We start from the raw sequence: 16,642 nt of genomic DNA on the forward strand, positions 1-16,642 counted from the left end.
AGCACTAACGTGCTTTAAGAGAGCGATTCATCCCCTACTTATAGAAGTGGGGGTATTCTCGCAAATTTATGGATAAAATAGCAACTAATTTCCTGCCTAGAAACCAGTTGCTATTATTCATTGATTAATTTTTAATACCATTCTATCTCAGCAATTGCATCAACTTGCTTATCAACGCCAATCTGGTGGTAAGTTACCGTTCCATCATTTGTTTGGAGCTTATTAACTTTGCTTTCCACAATTTCCCCATTGCGTACCTCTTGAAGATACTGCAAATTAAATCTTTTTATCTGATTCTCTCGTAAAAAATCACGGCCAAGAGGATCAAGAAGCCAATCAAAGTAACGCGCATTATTAACATGGTGATTAGCATCAAGGTCAAAATAACGAACTTGATAATTTTTCTTTATTATCGAACCATTTTCATCCAATTTTTGAGGTCGCTTTAGACGAGGAATTCTTTTCGCAACAGGAGCATTAAACGGTCCAATTAAAGCTAGTGGAATTGATTGCATTCGCCGCGTCTTTAGATTCATAAACACAAAAATCGACCTAATTCGTGCATATTCAATCTGGTGTTCTTTATCCGTTATCCAAAAATCACGAACAGCAAAAAAGCGGTTATAGGAAACAGCTTTGGTTCCTAAAATAACTGTTTCGCCAAAAGAAGGTTGATTTGCGGAAAGATGTCCTTCATAGCCGCTTACTACCCATGTACCGCCAGTAGATTGTATTTCTTCGGTTCCCATTCCTAAAGACATACTATGCTCATCGGATACCATGGAAATCATACTTAATATCATGCTTAGGCTTGGACGACTTGTTTCATCACACTCATAATATGTTAGTAAGTGCGGCATTTCAAATGTTTGTGCTTCTTGCTTTAACTCCATATTTTTCTCCTACAATTGATGATATTGTTTATATAATTCCTGGCGTTTTATATTATTTTTCTTTGCCACCAGCTTAATCGCAGCATTAGTGGAAAGACCATTTAAGATTTCCTTATCAACCTGTTCTGTTAATGGTAATTCAATATCATTATCTGTCTCCTCTGCCGGGTGTTCATTCCCAGCTACTAGAATAACGAATTCTCCTCGTGGTTGATGATCTTCAAACCAGGCAGTTGTTTCAGCAAGCGTTCCCCGCGTAAACTCTTCATAGCGTTTAGTGAGTTCCCGTGCTAAAACAACTCGCCGTTCATTACCGAAAACTTCCGCCATCGTAGCTAAAGTCTTTTTTAAGCGGTGTGGAGCTTCATAAAAGATCATCGTTTCTTCACGCTCTTTTAATTGCTCCAACGCCGCTACCTGTTGCTGATGCTTACGCCCTAAAAAGCCAAAGAAGTAAAATGGCTGGGGAACTAACCCCGAAGCGATAAGAGCCGTCAATCCTGCATTAGCTCCTGGAAGGGGGATCACTGGCAACCCTTCTCTAACTGCCGCCGCTACCAATTCCTTGCCGGGGTCAGAAATCGAAGGCATCCCTGCATCACTGCATTGGGCAATCGAATAACCAGCTTTTAATTTCTCAATCAATTCCGGAACACGTTGTTCAGTATTATGCTCATGAAAGCTAATTTGACGGGTTAATATATCAAAATGGTTTAATAGTTGCTGAGTATGACGCGTATCTTCAGCAGCAATCAGATCCACTTCTTTTAAGGTTTTAATTGCACGAAAAGTCATATCATCTAAATTTCCAATTGGGGTTGGAACTAAGTATAAACTTCCTGATCGGTGATCATTAAAACTACTAATTTGCTGCATACTATCTCCTATTTTGTCATTCCTTGTTCATGTCCGAATATTGCATCTAAACAAAAAGTACAAGATTCATTAGGCTCAAGACGTTTACCATAATACTCACTGCAAACATGAAAACCCTGTTGGTAAAGCTCTTTTAAATTTTGCCGTGATCCAGATAATTGGTTTTCACTATGATGTGATTGCTTTTCTTTAATCATCTGACGCAAATGCTTATTTTCAATTGAAAGTTCAACATTTTCCTCAGAAATAGCAATAATTTTTGCCTGCAACTGCTCCATTTTATTAACTAAATCCTGGGTCTGGTTCATCACCTGCGCAAATTGTTCATAAAGATTATCTGAACTATATTCTTCACTCATCTTTTCGCTCCTAACTAATGCTTAAAACCTGCACAAGCCGAATCGTCAATTGTTCAACAATATTTTGAAAGCTAATATTTTGTTCTAACATGTGACGAGTTTCCAACGTTAACTGACTAGCCGCTAACAATTGTTGAGGAGAGTATTTTCTAACTACTTCTCCCATTTCTCCTAAAATATTATTAAAGTGAAGGCGGTTGGCAACTGTAATTCCGGAATTTACCATTAGCGTATCACGCCAGATTAAGGTAATTAGGTCCAAAATCACTTGTTGTTTATCCCGGTCGGTAGCTACTTTTTGTAGAATTGTCTGAACATCAACGAAGCCTAACATCCCATTTCGTGTCGTATCTTGATACCACTGAATGACTCCTTTGATCGCACTCTCAAACCAATTATCTTCTTGCCACTGTTCAATCATTGCGACGGAATCTGTAATCCCAACAGCAATCTGTTGCTGAGATGATGGAATATTATGTTCAGTTAAAACTGTTAACAATGCATCTCGTTTTAATGGTGGCAGTTCAATCACCTGTGTTCGTGATCGGATTGTTGGTAAGACAGCACTTTTATTAGTCGTTAGCATAAAAATATAAACGCCAGTCCCCGGTTCTTCAATAAACTTAAGAAGACTATTTGCTGCACCATTTGTCATTTTATCAGCATCTTTAATAATAAAAATTTTCTTATTGCCTTCTACCGCACTCTTAGAAAATTCTGCTTTTAAGTGACGAATCTCATCAACCTTTATTTGGCGACCTTCTGGAGCAGCATAGACAATATCAGGATGGTTCCCAGACAGGATTCGCTGACACTCGGCACAAGTTAAATCTGGTTTATTGTCTTGGGGATGAAGACAAAATAACCGTAACGATAACCATTGAGCAATTGACATCTTTCCTGAACCGCCTGGCCCAACAAACAGATAGGCATGAGCAAGTTCTCTATTTAATAATATTTTTTGAAAACGAGTAATTATTGCTGGTTGTAATTTTTCTGCACGTGTTTGTCCCTGTTCAGCCAACCATCTTCACCTACTTAAAATTTAATGAAGTCTTCTACTGGTAAGACAAAAACAGTTGCCCCACCAATCTTTACGTTGACAGGAAATGCTGAACCTCCTTCAACATCCATATGCATTTGCGATGTAACGTATTGTTCACGTGACTCAGCATTCTTTTTAATTACTGATAATACTTCTTGAACTCGTTCATCTTCAATTCCAATTAAAAATGTCGCATTTCCTTCACGAAGGAAACCACCAGTTGTTGATAATTGAGTAACGTGAATATCAGCTTTATTAAATGCTTTTCGTAAACGATTGCTATCTTTTGATTGAACAATTGCAATAATCATTTTCATTATTAATCACCCTTTTTTATTAAAACAAATCTGAAAAACGGTCATGAATTGTTGCTTTTACATCCTCAATCACTTTTTCCAGTGGCTGCCTTGCATCAATTAACTTTATCCGTTCTGGATAATTTTTGTAAAGTTTCAAGTAAGATTGACGAACGGTTTGATGGAAAGCAAGCTTTTCCTTGTCTAATCGATTAATTTGATTAGAACGATGCTCAGCAATCCGTCTTAAGCCAATTTCCGATTCAATATCAAGGTAAATTGTCAACGACGGCATTAACCCATCAATCGCAAACTGATTAATTTGCCAAATTTCTTTTTCACCAAGGCCACGACCAGCTCCCTGATAAGCGATGGAACTATCTACAAATCGATCACACAGAATAACTTTGCCTGCTTTCAACCCCGGAATTATTTCTGAAACAATGTGTTGCCGACGAGCAGCAGCAAAAAGCAATGCTTCTGTCCGCCCATCCATATCGGTATTTTGACCATCAAAGAGTACCTGGCGAATTTGCTCAGAAATCTTATTACCACCCGGTTCACGAGTATACATAACTTTTTCTGTGCCAAGCTGATCTTCCAATTGTTGTTGAATCTGTTGGATTACACTTGTCTTGCCAGCTCCATCTGGTCCCTCAAATGATATAAATTTACCGTCCATTTCTCTCTCCTAGCGATCAATTACTCCATCATTTAACGTCCCGTGAACTTTAAACTTACGAGCAATTTTATATAGGTATAAAAATTTTTGTTCTTGAATCCGGGAACGGTAATGAAGTTCACTATTAACGTTTGCTTCATATACTGCTCGTTCAGTTTCACGTGCATGATCCCAACTGGCCTTCGTAGAATATACCGCTTCTAACAGGCGCTGATTCCGTTCACGTTCCACTTCTTTAGTAGGCCGCTTAAAAAACATTTTCTTACATCTCCGTTCGCCCTTGAACTGCTTTGAATAATGTCATCTCATCAGCATAGTCAATATCTGCGCCAACTGATAACCCATGCGCCAACCGAGTAACCTTAATTCCCGCAGGCTTAATTAGCTTAGCGAGGTACCCAGCCGTTAACTCACCATCTGATGAAGCATTAGTTGCAATAATAATTTCCTTTACTTCATTATCTTTCTTTAACCGTTTAAGTAAACTTGTAATATTAATATCTTCTGGGCCTGTTCCTGCAACTGGGGAAATAACTCCATGAAGGACATGGTATAAACCATGATATTCATGCATCCGTTCCATTGCCATAACGTCTTGTAACTGCTCAACAACTAGAATTTGCGAATGATCACGGGTCTTATCGCGACAAATCGGACAAGGATCATCTTCAGTAATATTGCCACAAATACTACAGTTATGAAGGTCTCTTTTAGCAGATAGGAGAGATTTAGCAAAGTTCGTTACATCATCTTCTTGCATACTCAAAGTATAGAACGCCAGGCGAGTTGCAGTCTTTTGCCCGATTCCTGGCAACTTAGTATAGCTTTCAATTAATTTTGCTAATGGTTCTGGATATTGGATCACTTTTTACAACCCCATACCTTGCGTATATTTACCAAGCTTTTGTTGAGTAGCATCATTGACTTGTTTCATTCCGTCTTTCACAGCAGCAATTACCAAGTCTTGAAGCATATCAATATCATCTGGATCAACTGCTTCTGGCTTAATCTTTAAGTCAATTAATTGATTATCCCCGCTAAACGTAGCAGTTACCATATCATCCGGTGCTTTTCCAACAAATTCCTGTTTAGCAAGTTCTTCATGTTCAGCCATCATTTTCTTTTGCATTGCCTTAGCCTGCTTCATCATTTGTTGCATATTCATTCCACGCATCATAATATCATCCATCCTTTTTCTTAATTATCTTCTACTTTAACAATATCACTACCAAATAACTTCTGTGCTGTTGCTACTTGGTTATCTTCTTGAGGTGACTTTTCTTCAGTTAGTGTCTCATCTTCTGGTGGTAGCGGTGGTTCCTCCATCGGTGCTGGTGTAGCTGCAGGAGTTTGTCCGCTTTCTTCAGTAGTTTGCGGCTTTTGTTTAATAGGTTGCGACTTTTGCTGATTCTTACCAAAACCATGATCCTTGATAAAGTCTTGCCGAATTTTTGGCCATTTATCCTTAGGTACAAAAACAACTTGCCGTTCATTTCCAGTTAAACGTTGCAGAGCACTTTCCATATTCTCTAACAACGTTGTATCATCAGCTGCTTGTTGGAATAAGAACGGATAATCAAAAGCAACAATTATTCCCGCGGCACTAGCGGCAACTGGTTGTGAAACGTGAAGTAAGGACCGTTGCGGCACCGACAATAGATTCAACATATCTCCCCATAGCTCACGAACATTTATTAAATCTTGACGAGTCGCATTTTCTAACACTGGGTAAATCTTATTGAGATTAACCTGCACTTTCTTTTGTTGTACTCGTGGTTGCTCATTTTGTTGCCGAGGTGATGGTCGACTAGCCTTTGCCGGCGCATTCTGCAACTGTTTTACTGTTTGTTGCAATTGCTGTATCTCTTGTTGTAATTTTTCAATCGTCTTAGTAGCTTCAGTATTTGTATCCGAAGAAACCGCTGGTGCCGATTGAATATTCTTTTGTGGTTCGATTTGTGCAAGTTTTATTGTAAGAACTTCCAAATACACATCCGGATGGGTCGTAAAACGCATCTCTTCTTGAATATTATTTAGTTCATCGATCATTTGGTATAAGGTCGCTGAAGAAGCAAGTTGGACTATTTCTTCAAAGTCTTCCTGCTTTAGTCCCGTACTTTCAACACTAATCAAGCTTGGTGATTCTTGGTATAAGAGAATATCACGAATAAAGGAAATCAAGTCCTCAATGAACCGCTGACCATCTTTTCCTTCATCCAAAATATCTTTCATGGTGTCAAGAGCAGTCACCCCTTCATGCTTACTAATCTCCAAAAAGTACTTTTTTAATAATTGTTTAGTAACACTTCCTGTAACTAGTAAAGCATCATCCAACTTTACCTCATTATCACTGAAAGAAAGAACCTGGTCAAGGATACTCAACGCATCCCGCATTCCTCCTTCAGCGGCATTTGCAATTACCCATAATGCTTTCTCATCATAAGTAACTTCCTTTTGATCAAGAATATATTTCATTCGATTAAATGCATCTTCTGCTGAAATTCGTCGAAAATCAAATCGTTGAACCCGCGAAATAATTGTTAAAGGAATTTTATGCGGTTCTGTAGTTGCAAGAATAAAAATCACATTGGCTGGTGGTTCTTCAAGCGTTTTTAGCAGTGCGTTAAAAGCCCCTGTTGAAAGCATGTGAACTTCATCAATTATATAAACTTTGTAGTCCGCTTGGGTAGGAGCATATTTTGCCTTATCCCGAATATCACGAATCTCTTCAACCCCATTATTAGAAGCCGCATCGATTTCAATTACATCATTTAATTGCCCGTTTGTAATTGCTTTACAAATCTCACACTCATTACAAGGTTCGCCATCCTTGGAATGATGACAATTAACCGCTTTAGCAAAAATTTTTGCTGCTGAGGTTTTACCGGTACCACGTGGACCAGCGAACAAGTATGCATGGCTTATCTGGTGAGTGATAATGGCGTTTTTTAGGGTTCTTGTAACAATCTGTTGACCGACAAGATCATCGAATCGCTGTGGTCGCCAGACACGATATAATGCCTGATAACTCATCGCCAGACTCCCTTTCTGAATTTAAAATACTATAAAATATTATACAAGGAATTAATCACATAAAGTAGGTAAAATACATTTTAATTAAAATTTAAAAATAAAAAAGACCCGCAATAAACCATTACGGGTCAGCTTAATTATCAATAAAACTTAGAGCACAAGGTATATCATACTTAGTGCTGCTTCCTTCCAGACCTGACACGGTTCGTAAGCATACCCTTGCTCTAAGGCCTTACGGCAAATAGTATAATACACTATTTTTCTTTAAATTACTAGGGGTTAGCCTTATTTTTTCGTCGAGCCTCTTTCCGGCGGCGACGAATTTTACGGAAAAAGTTTTTTAACATTTGACTACACTCATCCCCTAAAATACCAGAATGGACATTAACTTGATGATTTAAACGGGAATCATTTAGTAAATGGTATAAGCTATCAACCGCCCCGGCTTTCGGATCAGCAGCACCATAATAAACATTTTTTATTCGTGCGTTGATAATGGCACCGCTACACATGATACACGGTTCTAACGTAACATATAAGTCACAGTCCTCTAAACGCCAACTTCCTAAATTCGTGCATGCTTCCATAATCGCAAGCATTTCTGCGTGATAGGTAACATCTTGAAACTTTTCACGCATATTATGACCACGCCCAATTACCTGTCCCTCGTGGACAACAATCGCACCAATTGGTACTTCATCTAAAATTCTGGCTTGTTTTGCTTCTGCAATTGCCATCTCCATAAATTTTTGTTGTTCAGATAATGATGAATTGATTTTTTTCATTCTTTTTCTCCAAGCACTTAAAATTCCCCTGTTGTTCAGTGTATAATAATAGATTAGTTTTTCAAATTAATTTTATTAAGCACCTGCTTAAGTATTCTATCAAAAAAAGTTTCACAGGTGTTAACCACTAGTTCAAGCACTATATGTTGTGTTTCACTATTTTTCAAGCACGAAATATAGTGCTTTTTTAATTGATTTTTTCTAATTCATCGTTATACTAGAAAACATCGACTAATCGTTTAGGAGGCCTCGTGAAGATGGTAACTGTATTTTCAAAAAATAATTGTATCCAATGCAAGATGACAAAACGTTTCCTTGAGCAACACAAAATTTCATTTATTGAACACAACATCGATGAACAACCAGAATACATATCTCAACTTAAGTCTGAAGGTTTTATGGCGACTCCAGTTGTAAAACTTCCTAACGGTCAAGCTTTTTCTGGCTTTCGTCCTGATCAATTAAACCAACTTGCCTAAGTTTAAATAAACTAATATTTTGCCAGGCATCAATTCGCTATTGGTGTACTGGCTTCTTTATTGACATAATCAAATTAATTCAGAAAGTGAGTTATTAATATGGCGTTATCCGATATCGATATGACCAAAGTTAAATATTACGATTATAACAACGAAGTAAATATCCCCAAAAACGGACAAATTCAACTAGATAAAGATAAATTGGCCTTAGAAGACTTTATCAAAAATAATGTAGAACCGAATACCAAAAGCTTTTCTTCATTAAAAGAACGTTTTCAATGGTTAAAAGAAAATGATTATATTGAAGAGGAATTTATGAATAAATATAGTGAAGCATTCATTGAAAAGCTTTACGATTATTTAAAAGCCCAAAACTTCCACTTCCATTCTTTTATGGCAGCTTATAAGTTTTATGCTCAATATGCCTTACGAACAAATGATAAAGAGTACTACCTTGAAAACTATATTGATCGAGTCGCAATGAATGCTCTTTACCTCGCTAATGGTGATGAAGAGTTAGCAATGCAGCTCGCTGATGAAATCATCCATCAACGTTATCAACCCGCAACTCCAACATTCCTTAACGTTGGGCGTAAACGCCGGGGAGAATTTGTTTCTTGCTTTGCGATTCAAACAACGGACGACATGAATACCATTGGTCGAACAATCAATTCTGCCCTCCAACTTTCTAAAATTGGTGGTGGTGTTGGAATTAATTTAAGCAACCTTCGTGAAGCTGGTGCCCCAATCAAGAAAATACAAGGTGCTGCTAGTGGAGTTGTTCCTGTAATGAAGTTGTTAGAAGATAGTTTTTCCTATTCCAATCAACTGGGACAGCGACAGGGAGCTGGAGTCGTTTACCTTAGTGTTTTCCATCCTGATATTATTGAATTCTTAGGAGCAAAAAAGGAAAACGCTGATGAAAAGATTCGCTTAAAGACCCTCTCTCTCGGAATTACGGTTCCTGATAAGTTTTACGAATTAGTAGAGCAAAATGCTGATATGTACTTGTTTAGTCCCTATGATGTTGAACGAGTATACGGAATGCCATTCTCCTACGTCGATATCACAAAAGAATACGACAATTTAGTAGCAAACGATGATATTCGCAAGAAGAAAGTTAATGCCCGGGACTTGGAGGATGAAATCAGTAAACTTCAACAAGAATCAGGTTATCCTTACATTATCAATATTGATACAGAAAACCGGGATAATCCGATTAATGGAAAAATTGTGATGAGTAATTTATGTTCAGAGATTGCTCAAGTACAAGTACCAGCGCAAGTAAATGATGATCAATCATATTCTGAAATGGGAATTGATATCAGTTGTAATCTTGGGTCAACCAATATTGCTAATATGATGGAAAGCCCTGACTTTGGTAAATCGATTAAGGCAATGATGCGAGGATTAACCCGAATCAGTGACGTAGAAGACCTAGATGTTGTCCCAACTATTCAAAACGGAAATCGGCTTGCCCATTCAGTTGGTTTGGGTGCAATGGGATTGCATAGCTACCTCGCTAAGCACCATATTCAATACGGAAGCCCGGTTGCGATTGAATTCACAGGTGTTTACTTTATGCTCTTAAATTATTGGTCATTAGTGGCATCAAATGAAATTGCCAAAGAGCGGCAGGAAACTTTCCACGATTTTGAGAACAGTAAATATGCGGATGGTTCCTACTTTGACAAATATGTTACTAAGGATTGGGGACCACAATCAGATGTTGTTAAAGGTCTTTTTGAAGGTATTTTTATCCCTGGAATTGAAGATTGGAAGAAGTTGAAAGAAAATGTAATGCAAGATGGTCTTTACAATCAATACCGTCTTGCTGTAGCGCCAAACGGTTCAACTTCCTACATTAACGATTCGACTGCTAGTCTACATCCAATCATTAATCGTGTTGAAGAGCGTCAAGAAAAGATGATCGGTAAAATTTATTACCCTGCCCCATATCTTTCAAACGACACGATGCCTTACTATCGTTCAGCTTACGATATGGATATGCGAAAGGTTATTGACACTTACGCCGCTGCACAACAGCACATCGATCAATCTCTTTCAATGACCCTCTTTATGCGGTCAACAATCCCAGCAGGCCTTTACGAATGGAAAAATGGACGAACAGATAAAATGACGACTCGTGATTTAAACATCTTACGGCACTATGCCTATAAACGCGGGATTAAGTCAATTTACTACATTCGAACGTTTACTGATGATAGCGATGAAATTGGTGCAAACCAATGTGAAAGCTGTGTTATCTAAGCCTAATCAGAATTTGATTTAAACGTTGGGCACTGGTAAACTTGATATTATGTATACAAATGGCTTTTGGCATCTCGATTTATTAAAAGCAACGTATTTGGAGGAGCTCAATCAATGAAACTGGAAGAATTTAAACCTGTAAATCAATATAAAGCAATTAATTGGAATGAAGTTTCCGACATGATCGATAAAGCTACATGGGAAAAGCTAACAGAACAGTTCTGGCTTGATACGCGGATCCCAGTTGCCAATGATATGGATGATTGGCGTGAATTAGATGACGATCATCAATGGACTGTCGGACATGTTTTTGGTGGTTTAACCCTTCTTGATACTGTTCAATCAGAAGCAGGATTAACTGCCCTTAAAGAAGATGTTAAAACTCCTCATGAAACAGCAGTTCTTAATAACATCCAATTTATGGAATCAGTTCATGCTAAGAGTTACTCAACTATTTTCTCTACTCTTAATACCCCAGACCAAATCAAAGAAATCTTTGAATGGTCCGATACAGAAGAATATTTGCAAAATAAAGCTGTCAAAATTGCAAATATGTACCTTGATCCAAGTCAAGATCCGCTCAAAAAGAAAGTAGCCAATGTTTTCCTTGAAACTTTCTTATTCTATTCTGGTTTCTACACTCCCCTTTATTACCTTGGCCACAATAAATTAAATAACGTGGCTGAAATTATCAAGCTAATTTTACGGGACGAATCAGTTCACGGGACATATATTGGATACAAGTTCCAAGTCGGCTTACGTGATCGAACAGAAAAGCAACAACAAGATATGAAAGATTGGATGTACAATTTCCTTTATGAACTATACGATAATGAAGAAAAATACACTCATCTTCTTTATGATCAAGTTGGTTGGACAGATGATGTTTTAACCTTCATCCGTTACAACGCTAATAAGGCATTGATGAACCTTGGTCAAGATCCACTATTCCCTGATACCGCTTCTGATGTTAACCCAGTTGTTATGAATGGAATTTCTACTTCAACTTCTAACCATGATTTTTTTAGCCAAGTCGGCAATGGGTATCGCATGGGTGCCGTTGAAGCAATGAATGATAGTGATTATGACGTTAAAGATCCAAACGCGGGAAAAGACATTAATGCCCGCGATTAATAAAAAAGCTACCATTTCTGAATGGTGGCTTTTTTATTATTCCCAATAATAATCTGTTAATGATTAGTTAACTTAATAACTAGCCGAGTTAAATTAATATATTCGCTTTTATATTCTATTTGTGAAACAGGCTTCAATTAATAACAGTATACAAATCTATCATCTCTTAATCTCAAAAATAATACCAATGTTTTTTGTTGCTATACAAGTATTATAAAGACAATATTGTAAGCGAATTCATACAAAGCAACCATTGTTTAAACGTTCACAAGGGTATTTACAAAGCAAAAAAATGTAGTAATATTATACATGTTCAAATGTTAACAAAGAAAAGAATTGAAAAAGGAGATTTCAATTATGCCTGCTAACAACAAAAAACAAGTTGAAAAAAACGTATTAACTGAAGAAGAAAAAAAGCAAAATGCGCAAAAATTAGTTAATGACATAATTGCCAAAAGTGAAGCAGCTTTTGAACAATTACGTTACTACTCACAAGAACAAGTTGATAAAATTTGTCAAGCCATGGCCTTAGCTGCTGAAGAACACCACATGGACTTAGCTATTGATGCAGCTGAAGAAACTGGTCGTGGGGTTGCCGAAGATAAGGCTATCAAGAACATCTACGCAAGTGAATACATTTGGAACAACATCCGTCATGATAAGACTGTCGGAATCATCGAAGACAACGATGAAAACCAAACCATCACTATTGCTGATCCGCTTGGTATTATTGCAGGTATCGTTCCAGTTACTAACCCTACTTCAACAACGATCTTCAAATCAATCATTAGTGCTAAGACGCGGAATACAATTATCTTCTCATTCCACCGTCAAGCCATGAAATCTTCCATTAAAACAGCTAAGATTTTACAAGAAGCTGCGGAAAAGGCCGGTGCACCAAAGAACATGATTCAGTGGCTTCCTGAAAGTAGCCGTGAAAATACAAGTGCATTGTTACAACACCCTAAGACTGCTACTATTTTAGCAACTGGTGGTCCTTCATTAGTTAAGGCTGCCTACAGTTCAGGTAACCCTGCTCTTGGTGTTGGTCCTGGTAACGGTCCAGCTTACATTGAAAAGACTGCTAATATTGAACGTTCTGTTTACGATATCGTTCTTTCTAAGACTTTTGATAACGGAATGATCTGTGCTACTGAAAACTCAGTTGTTGTTGATGAAGAAATCTACGACAAGGTAAAAGAAGAATTCCAAAAATGGAACTGTTACTTCTTGAAGCCAAATGAAATTGATAAGTTCACTGAAGGCTTCATTGATCCTAAGCGTCACCAAGTTCGTGGACCAATTGCTGGTCGTTCAGCTAACGCCATCGCTGATATGTGTGGAATTAAAGTTCCTGAAAACACTAAGGTTATCATCGCTGAATATGAAGGGGTTGGTGACAAGTACCCACTTTCAGCTGAAAAGCTTTCACCAGTATTAACAATGTACAAGGCCACTTCACATGAAAATGCCTTTGATATTTGTGCTCAATTATTACACTATGGTGGTGAAGGTCACACTGCTGCTATTCATACCCTTGATGATGATTTAGCAACTAAGTACGGTCTTGAAATGCGTGCTTCACGGATCATTGTTAACTCTCCATCTGGTATCGGTGGTATTGGTAACATTTACAACAACATGACACCATCACTTACTTTAGGTACCGGTTCATACGGTGGTAACTCAATTTCTCACAACGTTACTGATTGGGATCTCTTAAACATCAAAACAATTGCAAAGCGGCGTGAAAACCGTCAATGGGTTAAGATTCCCCCAAAAGTATACTTTCAACGCAACTCACTAAAAGAATTGCAAGATATTCCAAACATTAACCGAGCATTTATCGTTACTGGTCCTGGAATGAGCAAGCGTGGTTACGTTCAACGTGTTATCGATCAATTGCGTCAACGTCAAAACAACACTGCTTTCTTAGTATTTGATGACGTTGAAGAAGATCCATCAACAAACACTGTTGAAAAAGGTGTTGCCATGATGAACGACTTCAAACCTGATACAATTATTGCTCTTGGTGGTGGTTCACCAATGGATGCTGCTAAGGCTATGTGGATGTTCTATGAGCACCCAGAAACTTCATGGTATGGGGTTATGCAAAAGTATCTTGATATTCGGAAGCGTGCTTACCAAATCAAGAAGCCTACTAAGTCTCAACTTATTGGGATTCCTACTACATCAGGTACTGGTTCAGAGGTTACTCCATTTGCGGTTATTACCGATTCAGAAACTCATGTTAAGTACCCACTTGCTGACTACGCCTTAACTCCAAACATTGCGATTGTTGACTCACAATTCGTTGAAACTGTCCCAGCAAAAACTACTGCATGGACTGGACTAGATGTTTTATGTCACGCTACTGAATCATATGTTTCTGTTATGGCAACTGATTACACTCGTGGTTGGTCACTACAAACCATCAAGGGTGTTATGGAAAACCTTCCTAAGTCAGTTCAAGGTGACAAGTTAGCTCGTCGTAAGATGCACGACTTCTCAACAATGGCCGGTATGGCATTTGGTCAAGCCTTCTTAGGAATTAACCACTCTCTTGCCCACAAGATGGGTGGAGCATTCGGTCTTCCTCACGGTTTGCTTATCGCTATTGCAATGCCACAAGTAATTCGCTTTAACGCAAAACGTCCACAAAAGCTTGCTCTCTGGCCTCACTATGAGACTTACCATGCAACTAAGGACTACGCTGACATTGCACGGTTCATTGGTTTGAAAGGCAACACTGATGAAGAATTAGCTGAAGCATATGCTAAGAAAGTTATCGAACTTGCTCACGAATGTGGTGTTAAGCTTAGTCTTAAGGACAATGGCGTTACACGTGAAGAATTTGATAAAGTAGTTGACGATCTTGCTCGCTTAGCTTACGAAGATCAATGTACTACTACTAACCCAGTTGAACCACTTGTTAGCCAACTCAAGGAATTACTTGAACGTTGCTACGATGGTACTGGCGTTGAAGAAAAATAATCCAGCGTATAATTAAAAATTAAGACTTTTCTCCTATTATAAAAAGCCCCTCGACATCTAATTTCTAGATATCGAGGGGCTTTTATTAATCTTAGTTACCTTAATTCACTTCATTATCACCAGATTGCGTTATCAAGCGGAGCACATTTTCTGCATCATCATTCTGATGTAAGGGTTCTTCACCCTTATCTTCACCATTAAGTTCATTATCACCTGCATCAGTCTTTAGGAAGTAGCCATCAACAGTTGTGTTTGTGACCGTATTATCACCAGATTGATTATTAACAGTATATTGTCCTTGAACTGTTAAATCATGTCCTGTGAAGTTACCTGACGAGAGTTTTGTACTTCCTCCACGTAATGTAACTTGACGGTATTCAACCTCGCCTGCATCACTGTTAACATCAATATTGTCCATTTTAACTTGAGAAACTGTTAGATCACCACTCTCTAAATGAATACGACCAGCTATGGCTTGATCATGTGGGATAGTCACAATGATTAAATCTTGGTGGGGCTGATAATCATTAAAGTTAAAGACAAGCGGAAAGCCACCAGTTTGGCGAATTGAAGCAACGTTATTATGAACAGTTACAGCTGGAGTATGCCTGCTTATACCAGAATAAGTAATCTGATATTTCTTGCCTTCACGAACTATTACATTAGCCGTCAATGCTGAGATATCAATCCGTTCAAAAGCTTTATTAGTACTTATTGTTTTAGTGTGAGAATGAAAGATTGCTGGACGATTGTTCTCAAAATAAATGGCCTTATTACCACTATTAAAGAAGCCTATTCCGAGGAGGATTACTCCTAAGATTAAAACAATTACTCCTATCTTAAATATTCTTTTCATTTACTTTTTTCTCCTTGCCTGCACTTTTGCATAAATGAACTTAGCAAAGTTCGCAATCCCTTGAACAATAACTCTGATTAACCAGTAAATTAAAGGTAAACAAATAAGGAATAAGCCGATCAGTGTCAATCCTAAACCAAAATAAAATAGTCCACTGAACAAGTCTGTCGCAATTAAACCAATTCCAACATAAAGAGATATAATTGCCACAGCAGCAACTCCAAAGATCAAGACAATTATTCCAGCGATTAAACCGAATGCGACTCCACCTGCTGCCAACAATAGTGCTAATACGGCAATTCCTAGCCCAAACGTTATTGGGGAAGTAATAATTGCTACTAGCACCCACCAAAAGACGCGCCAACTAGAATGAGGCGAAGCAGGATGTCCTTCTTTGATCGATTCATTATTGGCTTTAATTGAATAATCGGCTAATATCTTATGACTTAACTGTCGTGGCGTTCCTAACCTTTCTTCAATCGCTGTTCGGGTCTCCAGCCCAGCGTCAGCAATATATTCATCATAAAATTCTAAGGCATCATTTCGTTCTTCATCAGTTAATTGTCTTAAATATATTGATAAATCATTAATGTATTTTTGACGTTCATTCATCTTTATCTTCTCCCTCACCTAACCCATAAAAAATACCATCTAAACTATTTTTATAATCAGTCCATAACTTACGAATACGTTGTAAGTGTTCCTTGCCGGCTTCCGTAATTTGATAATAACGGCGATTCCGTCCCTGGTAAGGCTGATCATAAGTTATTAAATAACCGTCTTTTTTTAACCGGCGTAAAACGGGATACATTGTTGATTCGGAAATGGTAATAGCTGATTGCATTCGCTGGGTTAAAGCATACCCATAGTAATCTTTGTGTTCAAGAATTGCTAAGACCATCCCATCGAGTAAATCAACTGTAATTTGAATCTTCATTC

Annotated in this window: 18 protein-coding genes and 1 other RNA gene; 4 read left to right on the top strand and 15 right to left on the bottom strand. The window is 37.9% G+C overall.

Annotation, left to right across the window (positions count from 1 at the left end; all coding sequences use genetic code 11):
• Positions 1-131 precede the first annotated feature (131 nt).
• From QOS06_RS05985 to tadA, 12 genes are all read right to left on the bottom strand, one after another.
• Positions 132-893 (bottom strand): acyl-[acyl-carrier-protein] thioesterase, encoded by a 762-nt coding sequence (locus QOS06_RS05985; protein ID WP_085680164.1) that lies wholly within the window; start codon positions 891-893, stop codon positions 132-134.
• 9 nt (positions 894-902) lie between these two features.
• Positions 903-1,769, bottom strand: coding sequence for a 16S rRNA (cytidine(1402)-2'-O)-methyltransferase (gene rsmI / locus QOS06_RS05990; RefSeq protein WP_085680166.1), 867 nt, complete (start codon positions 1,767-1,769; stop codon positions 903-905).
• 8 nt (positions 1,770-1,777) lie between these two features.
• The gene (locus tag QOS06_RS05995) at positions 1,778-2,128 is read right to left on the bottom strand and encodes a DNA replication initiation control protein YabA (RefSeq protein ID WP_003670513.1); all 351 of its coding nucleotides are present in this window, start codon (positions 2,126-2,128) and stop codon (positions 1,778-1,780) included.
• Positions 2,129-2,138: 10 nt separating this feature from the next.
• Entirely contained in the window at positions 2,139-3,152 is a 1,014-nt protein-coding gene (gene holB, locus QOS06_RS06000; protein ID WP_085680168.1) for a DNA polymerase III subunit delta', read from the bottom strand.
• 14 nt (positions 3,153-3,166) lie between these two features.
• The gene (gene darA / locus QOS06_RS06005) at positions 3,167-3,490 is read right to left on the bottom strand and encodes a cyclic di-AMP receptor DarA (RefSeq protein WP_003670516.1); all 324 of its coding nucleotides are present in this window, start codon (positions 3,488-3,490) and stop codon (positions 3,167-3,169) included.
• A 19-nt stretch (positions 3,491-3,509) separates the two neighbouring features.
• The gene (gene tmk, locus QOS06_RS06010) at positions 3,510-4,151 is read right to left on the bottom strand and encodes a dTMP kinase (protein ID WP_085680170.1); all 642 of its coding nucleotides are present in this window, start codon (positions 4,149-4,151) and stop codon (positions 3,510-3,512) included.
• 9 nt (positions 4,152-4,160) lie between these two features.
• Positions 4,161-4,409: a YaaL family protein gene (locus QOS06_RS06015; RefSeq protein ID WP_003670521.1), complete on the bottom strand. Its 249-nt coding sequence runs from the start codon at positions 4,407-4,409 to the stop codon at positions 4,161-4,163.
• Between the two features lie 4 nt (positions 4,410-4,413).
• Positions 4,414-5,016: a recombination mediator RecR gene (gene recR / locus QOS06_RS06020; RefSeq protein WP_003670523.1), complete on the bottom strand. Its 603-nt coding sequence runs from the start codon at positions 5,014-5,016 to the stop codon at positions 4,414-4,416.
• A gap of 3 nt (positions 5,017-5,019) precedes the next feature.
• On the bottom strand, positions 5,020-5,328 hold the full coding sequence (locus tag QOS06_RS06025; protein ID WP_003666329.1) for a YbaB/EbfC family nucleoid-associated protein: 309 nt from the start codon (positions 5,326-5,328) through the stop codon (positions 5,020-5,022).
• Positions 5,329-5,348: 20 nt separating this feature from the next.
• A complete protein-coding gene (gene dnaX / locus QOS06_RS06030) occupies positions 5,349-7,184 on the bottom strand; it encodes a DNA polymerase III subunit gamma/tau (protein WP_283595658.1) in 1,836 nt (611 codons plus the stop codon).
• Between the two features lie 139 nt (positions 7,185-7,323).
• Positions 7,324-7,421, bottom strand: an RNA gene (ffs, locus tag QOS06_RS06035) — signal recognition particle sRNA small type.
• A 35-nt stretch (positions 7,422-7,456) separates the two neighbouring features.
• A complete protein-coding gene (gene tadA / locus QOS06_RS06040; RefSeq protein ID WP_085680174.1) occupies positions 7,457-7,969 on the bottom strand; it encodes a tRNA adenosine(34) deaminase TadA in 513 nt (170 codons plus the stop codon).
• Positions 7,970-8,226: 257 nt separating this feature from the next.
• Here tadA and nrdH point away from each other — a divergent pair, with 257 nt between their 5' ends.
• The 4 genes from nrdH to adhE all read left to right on the top strand — a co-directional run bounded on the left by nrdH (position 8,227) and on the right by adhE (position 14,847).
• The gene (gene nrdH / locus QOS06_RS06045; protein ID WP_003666324.1) at positions 8,227-8,448 is read left to right on the top strand and encodes a glutaredoxin-like protein NrdH; all 222 of its coding nucleotides are present in this window, start codon (positions 8,227-8,229) and stop codon (positions 8,446-8,448) included.
• Between the two features lie 99 nt (positions 8,449-8,547).
• Complete coding sequence (nrdE, locus tag QOS06_RS06050) at positions 8,548-10,719, top strand: class 1b ribonucleoside-diphosphate reductase subunit alpha (RefSeq protein ID WP_085650324.1); 2,172 nt, start codon at positions 8,548-8,550, stop codon at positions 10,717-10,719.
• A 114-nt stretch (positions 10,720-10,833) separates the two neighbouring features.
• Positions 10,834-11,853 (top strand): class 1b ribonucleoside-diphosphate reductase subunit beta, encoded by a 1,020-nt coding sequence (gene nrdF, locus QOS06_RS06055; protein WP_003670529.1) that lies wholly within the window; start codon positions 10,834-10,836, stop codon positions 11,851-11,853.
• A 357-nt stretch (positions 11,854-12,210) separates the two neighbouring features.
• On the top strand, positions 12,211-14,847 hold the full coding sequence (gene adhE / locus QOS06_RS06060; protein WP_003670531.1) for a bifunctional acetaldehyde-CoA/alcohol dehydrogenase: 2,637 nt from the start codon (positions 12,211-12,213) through the stop codon (positions 14,845-14,847).
• 100 nt (positions 14,848-14,947) lie between these two features.
• On the opposite strand, the gene QOS06_RS06065 is transcribed toward adhE, so the two are convergent.
• Genes QOS06_RS06065 through QOS06_RS06075 form a run of 3 tightly spaced genes read right to left on the bottom strand, consistent with a single transcriptional unit; the run spans position 14,948 to position 16,640 of the window.
• Positions 14,948-15,703: a DUF4097 family beta strand repeat-containing protein gene (locus QOS06_RS06065; protein ID WP_085680176.1), complete on the bottom strand. Its 756-nt coding sequence runs from the start codon at positions 15,701-15,703 to the stop codon at positions 14,948-14,950.
• Positions 15,704-16,315: a DUF1700 domain-containing protein gene (locus QOS06_RS06070; protein ID WP_078009989.1), complete on the bottom strand. Its 612-nt coding sequence runs from the start codon at positions 16,313-16,315 to the stop codon at positions 15,704-15,706.
• A complete protein-coding gene (locus QOS06_RS06075) occupies positions 16,308-16,640 on the bottom strand; it encodes a PadR family transcriptional regulator (protein ID WP_085680178.1) in 333 nt (110 codons plus the stop codon). Before QOS06_RS06075 ends, QOS06_RS06070 begins: the two co-directional genes overlap by 8 nt.
• Positions 16,641-16,642 lie beyond the last annotated feature (2 nt).

It is taken from the genome of Limosilactobacillus sp. DJ3M12, from assembly GCF_947381695.1.
Taxonomy (GTDB): Bacteria; Bacillota; Bacilli; order Lactobacillales; family Lactobacillaceae; genus Limosilactobacillus; species Limosilactobacillus kinnaridis.

Excerpts from the sequence above, each read along its gene's own strand:
- QOS06_RS05985 (WP_085680164.1), bottom strand. The coding sequence starts at position 893 with ATGGAGTTAAAGCAAGAAGCACAAACATTTGAAATGCCGCACTTACTA.
- rsmI (WP_085680166.1), bottom strand. The coding sequence starts at position 1,769 with ATGCAGCAAATTAGTAGTTTTAATGATCACCGATCAGGAAGTTTATAC.
- QOS06_RS05995 (WP_003670513.1), bottom strand. The coding sequence starts at position 2,128 with ATGAGTGAAGAATATAGTTCAGATAATCTTTATGAACAATTTGCGCAG.
- darA (WP_003670516.1), bottom strand. The coding sequence starts at position 3,490 with ATGAAAATGATTATTGCAATTGTTCAATCAAAAGATAGCAATCGTTTA.
- tmk (WP_085680170.1), bottom strand. The coding sequence starts at position 4,151 with ATGGACGGTAAATTTATATCATTTGAGGGACCAGATGGAGCTGGCAAG.
- QOS06_RS06015 (WP_003670521.1), bottom strand. The coding sequence starts at position 4,409 with ATGTTTTTTAAGCGGCCTACTAAAGAAGTGGAACGTGAACGGAATCAG.
- QOS06_RS06025 (WP_003666329.1), bottom strand. The coding sequence starts at position 5,328 with ATGATGCGTGGAATGAATATGCAACAAATGATGAAGCAGGCTAAGGCA.
- dnaX (WP_283595658.1), bottom strand. The coding sequence starts at position 7,184 with ATGAGTTATCAGGCATTATATCGTGTCTGGCGACCACAGCGATTCGAT.
- tadA (WP_085680174.1), bottom strand. The coding sequence starts at position 7,969 with ATGAAAAAAATCAATTCATCATTATCTGAACAACAAAAATTTATGGAG.
- nrdH (WP_003666324.1), top strand. The coding sequence starts at position 8,227 with ATGGTAACTGTATTTTCAAAAAATAATTGTATCCAATGCAAGATGACA.
- nrdE (WP_085650324.1), top strand. The coding sequence starts at position 8,548 with ATGGCGTTATCCGATATCGATATGACCAAAGTTAAATATTACGATTAT.
- nrdF (WP_003670529.1), top strand. The coding sequence starts at position 10,834 with ATGAAACTGGAAGAATTTAAACCTGTAAATCAATATAAAGCAATTAAT.
- adhE (WP_003670531.1), top strand. The coding sequence starts at position 12,211 with ATGCCTGCTAACAACAAAAAACAAGTTGAAAAAAACGTATTAACTGAA.
- QOS06_RS06065 (WP_085680176.1), bottom strand. The coding sequence starts at position 15,703 with ATGAAAAGAATATTTAAGATAGGAGTAATTGTTTTAATCTTAGGAGTA.
- QOS06_RS06070 (WP_078009989.1), bottom strand. The coding sequence starts at position 16,315 with ATGAATGAACGTCAAAAATACATTAATGATTTATCAATATATTTAAGA.
- QOS06_RS06075 (WP_085680178.1), bottom strand. The coding sequence starts at position 16,640 with ATGAAGATTCAAATTACAGTTGATTTACTCGATGGGATGGTCTTAGCA.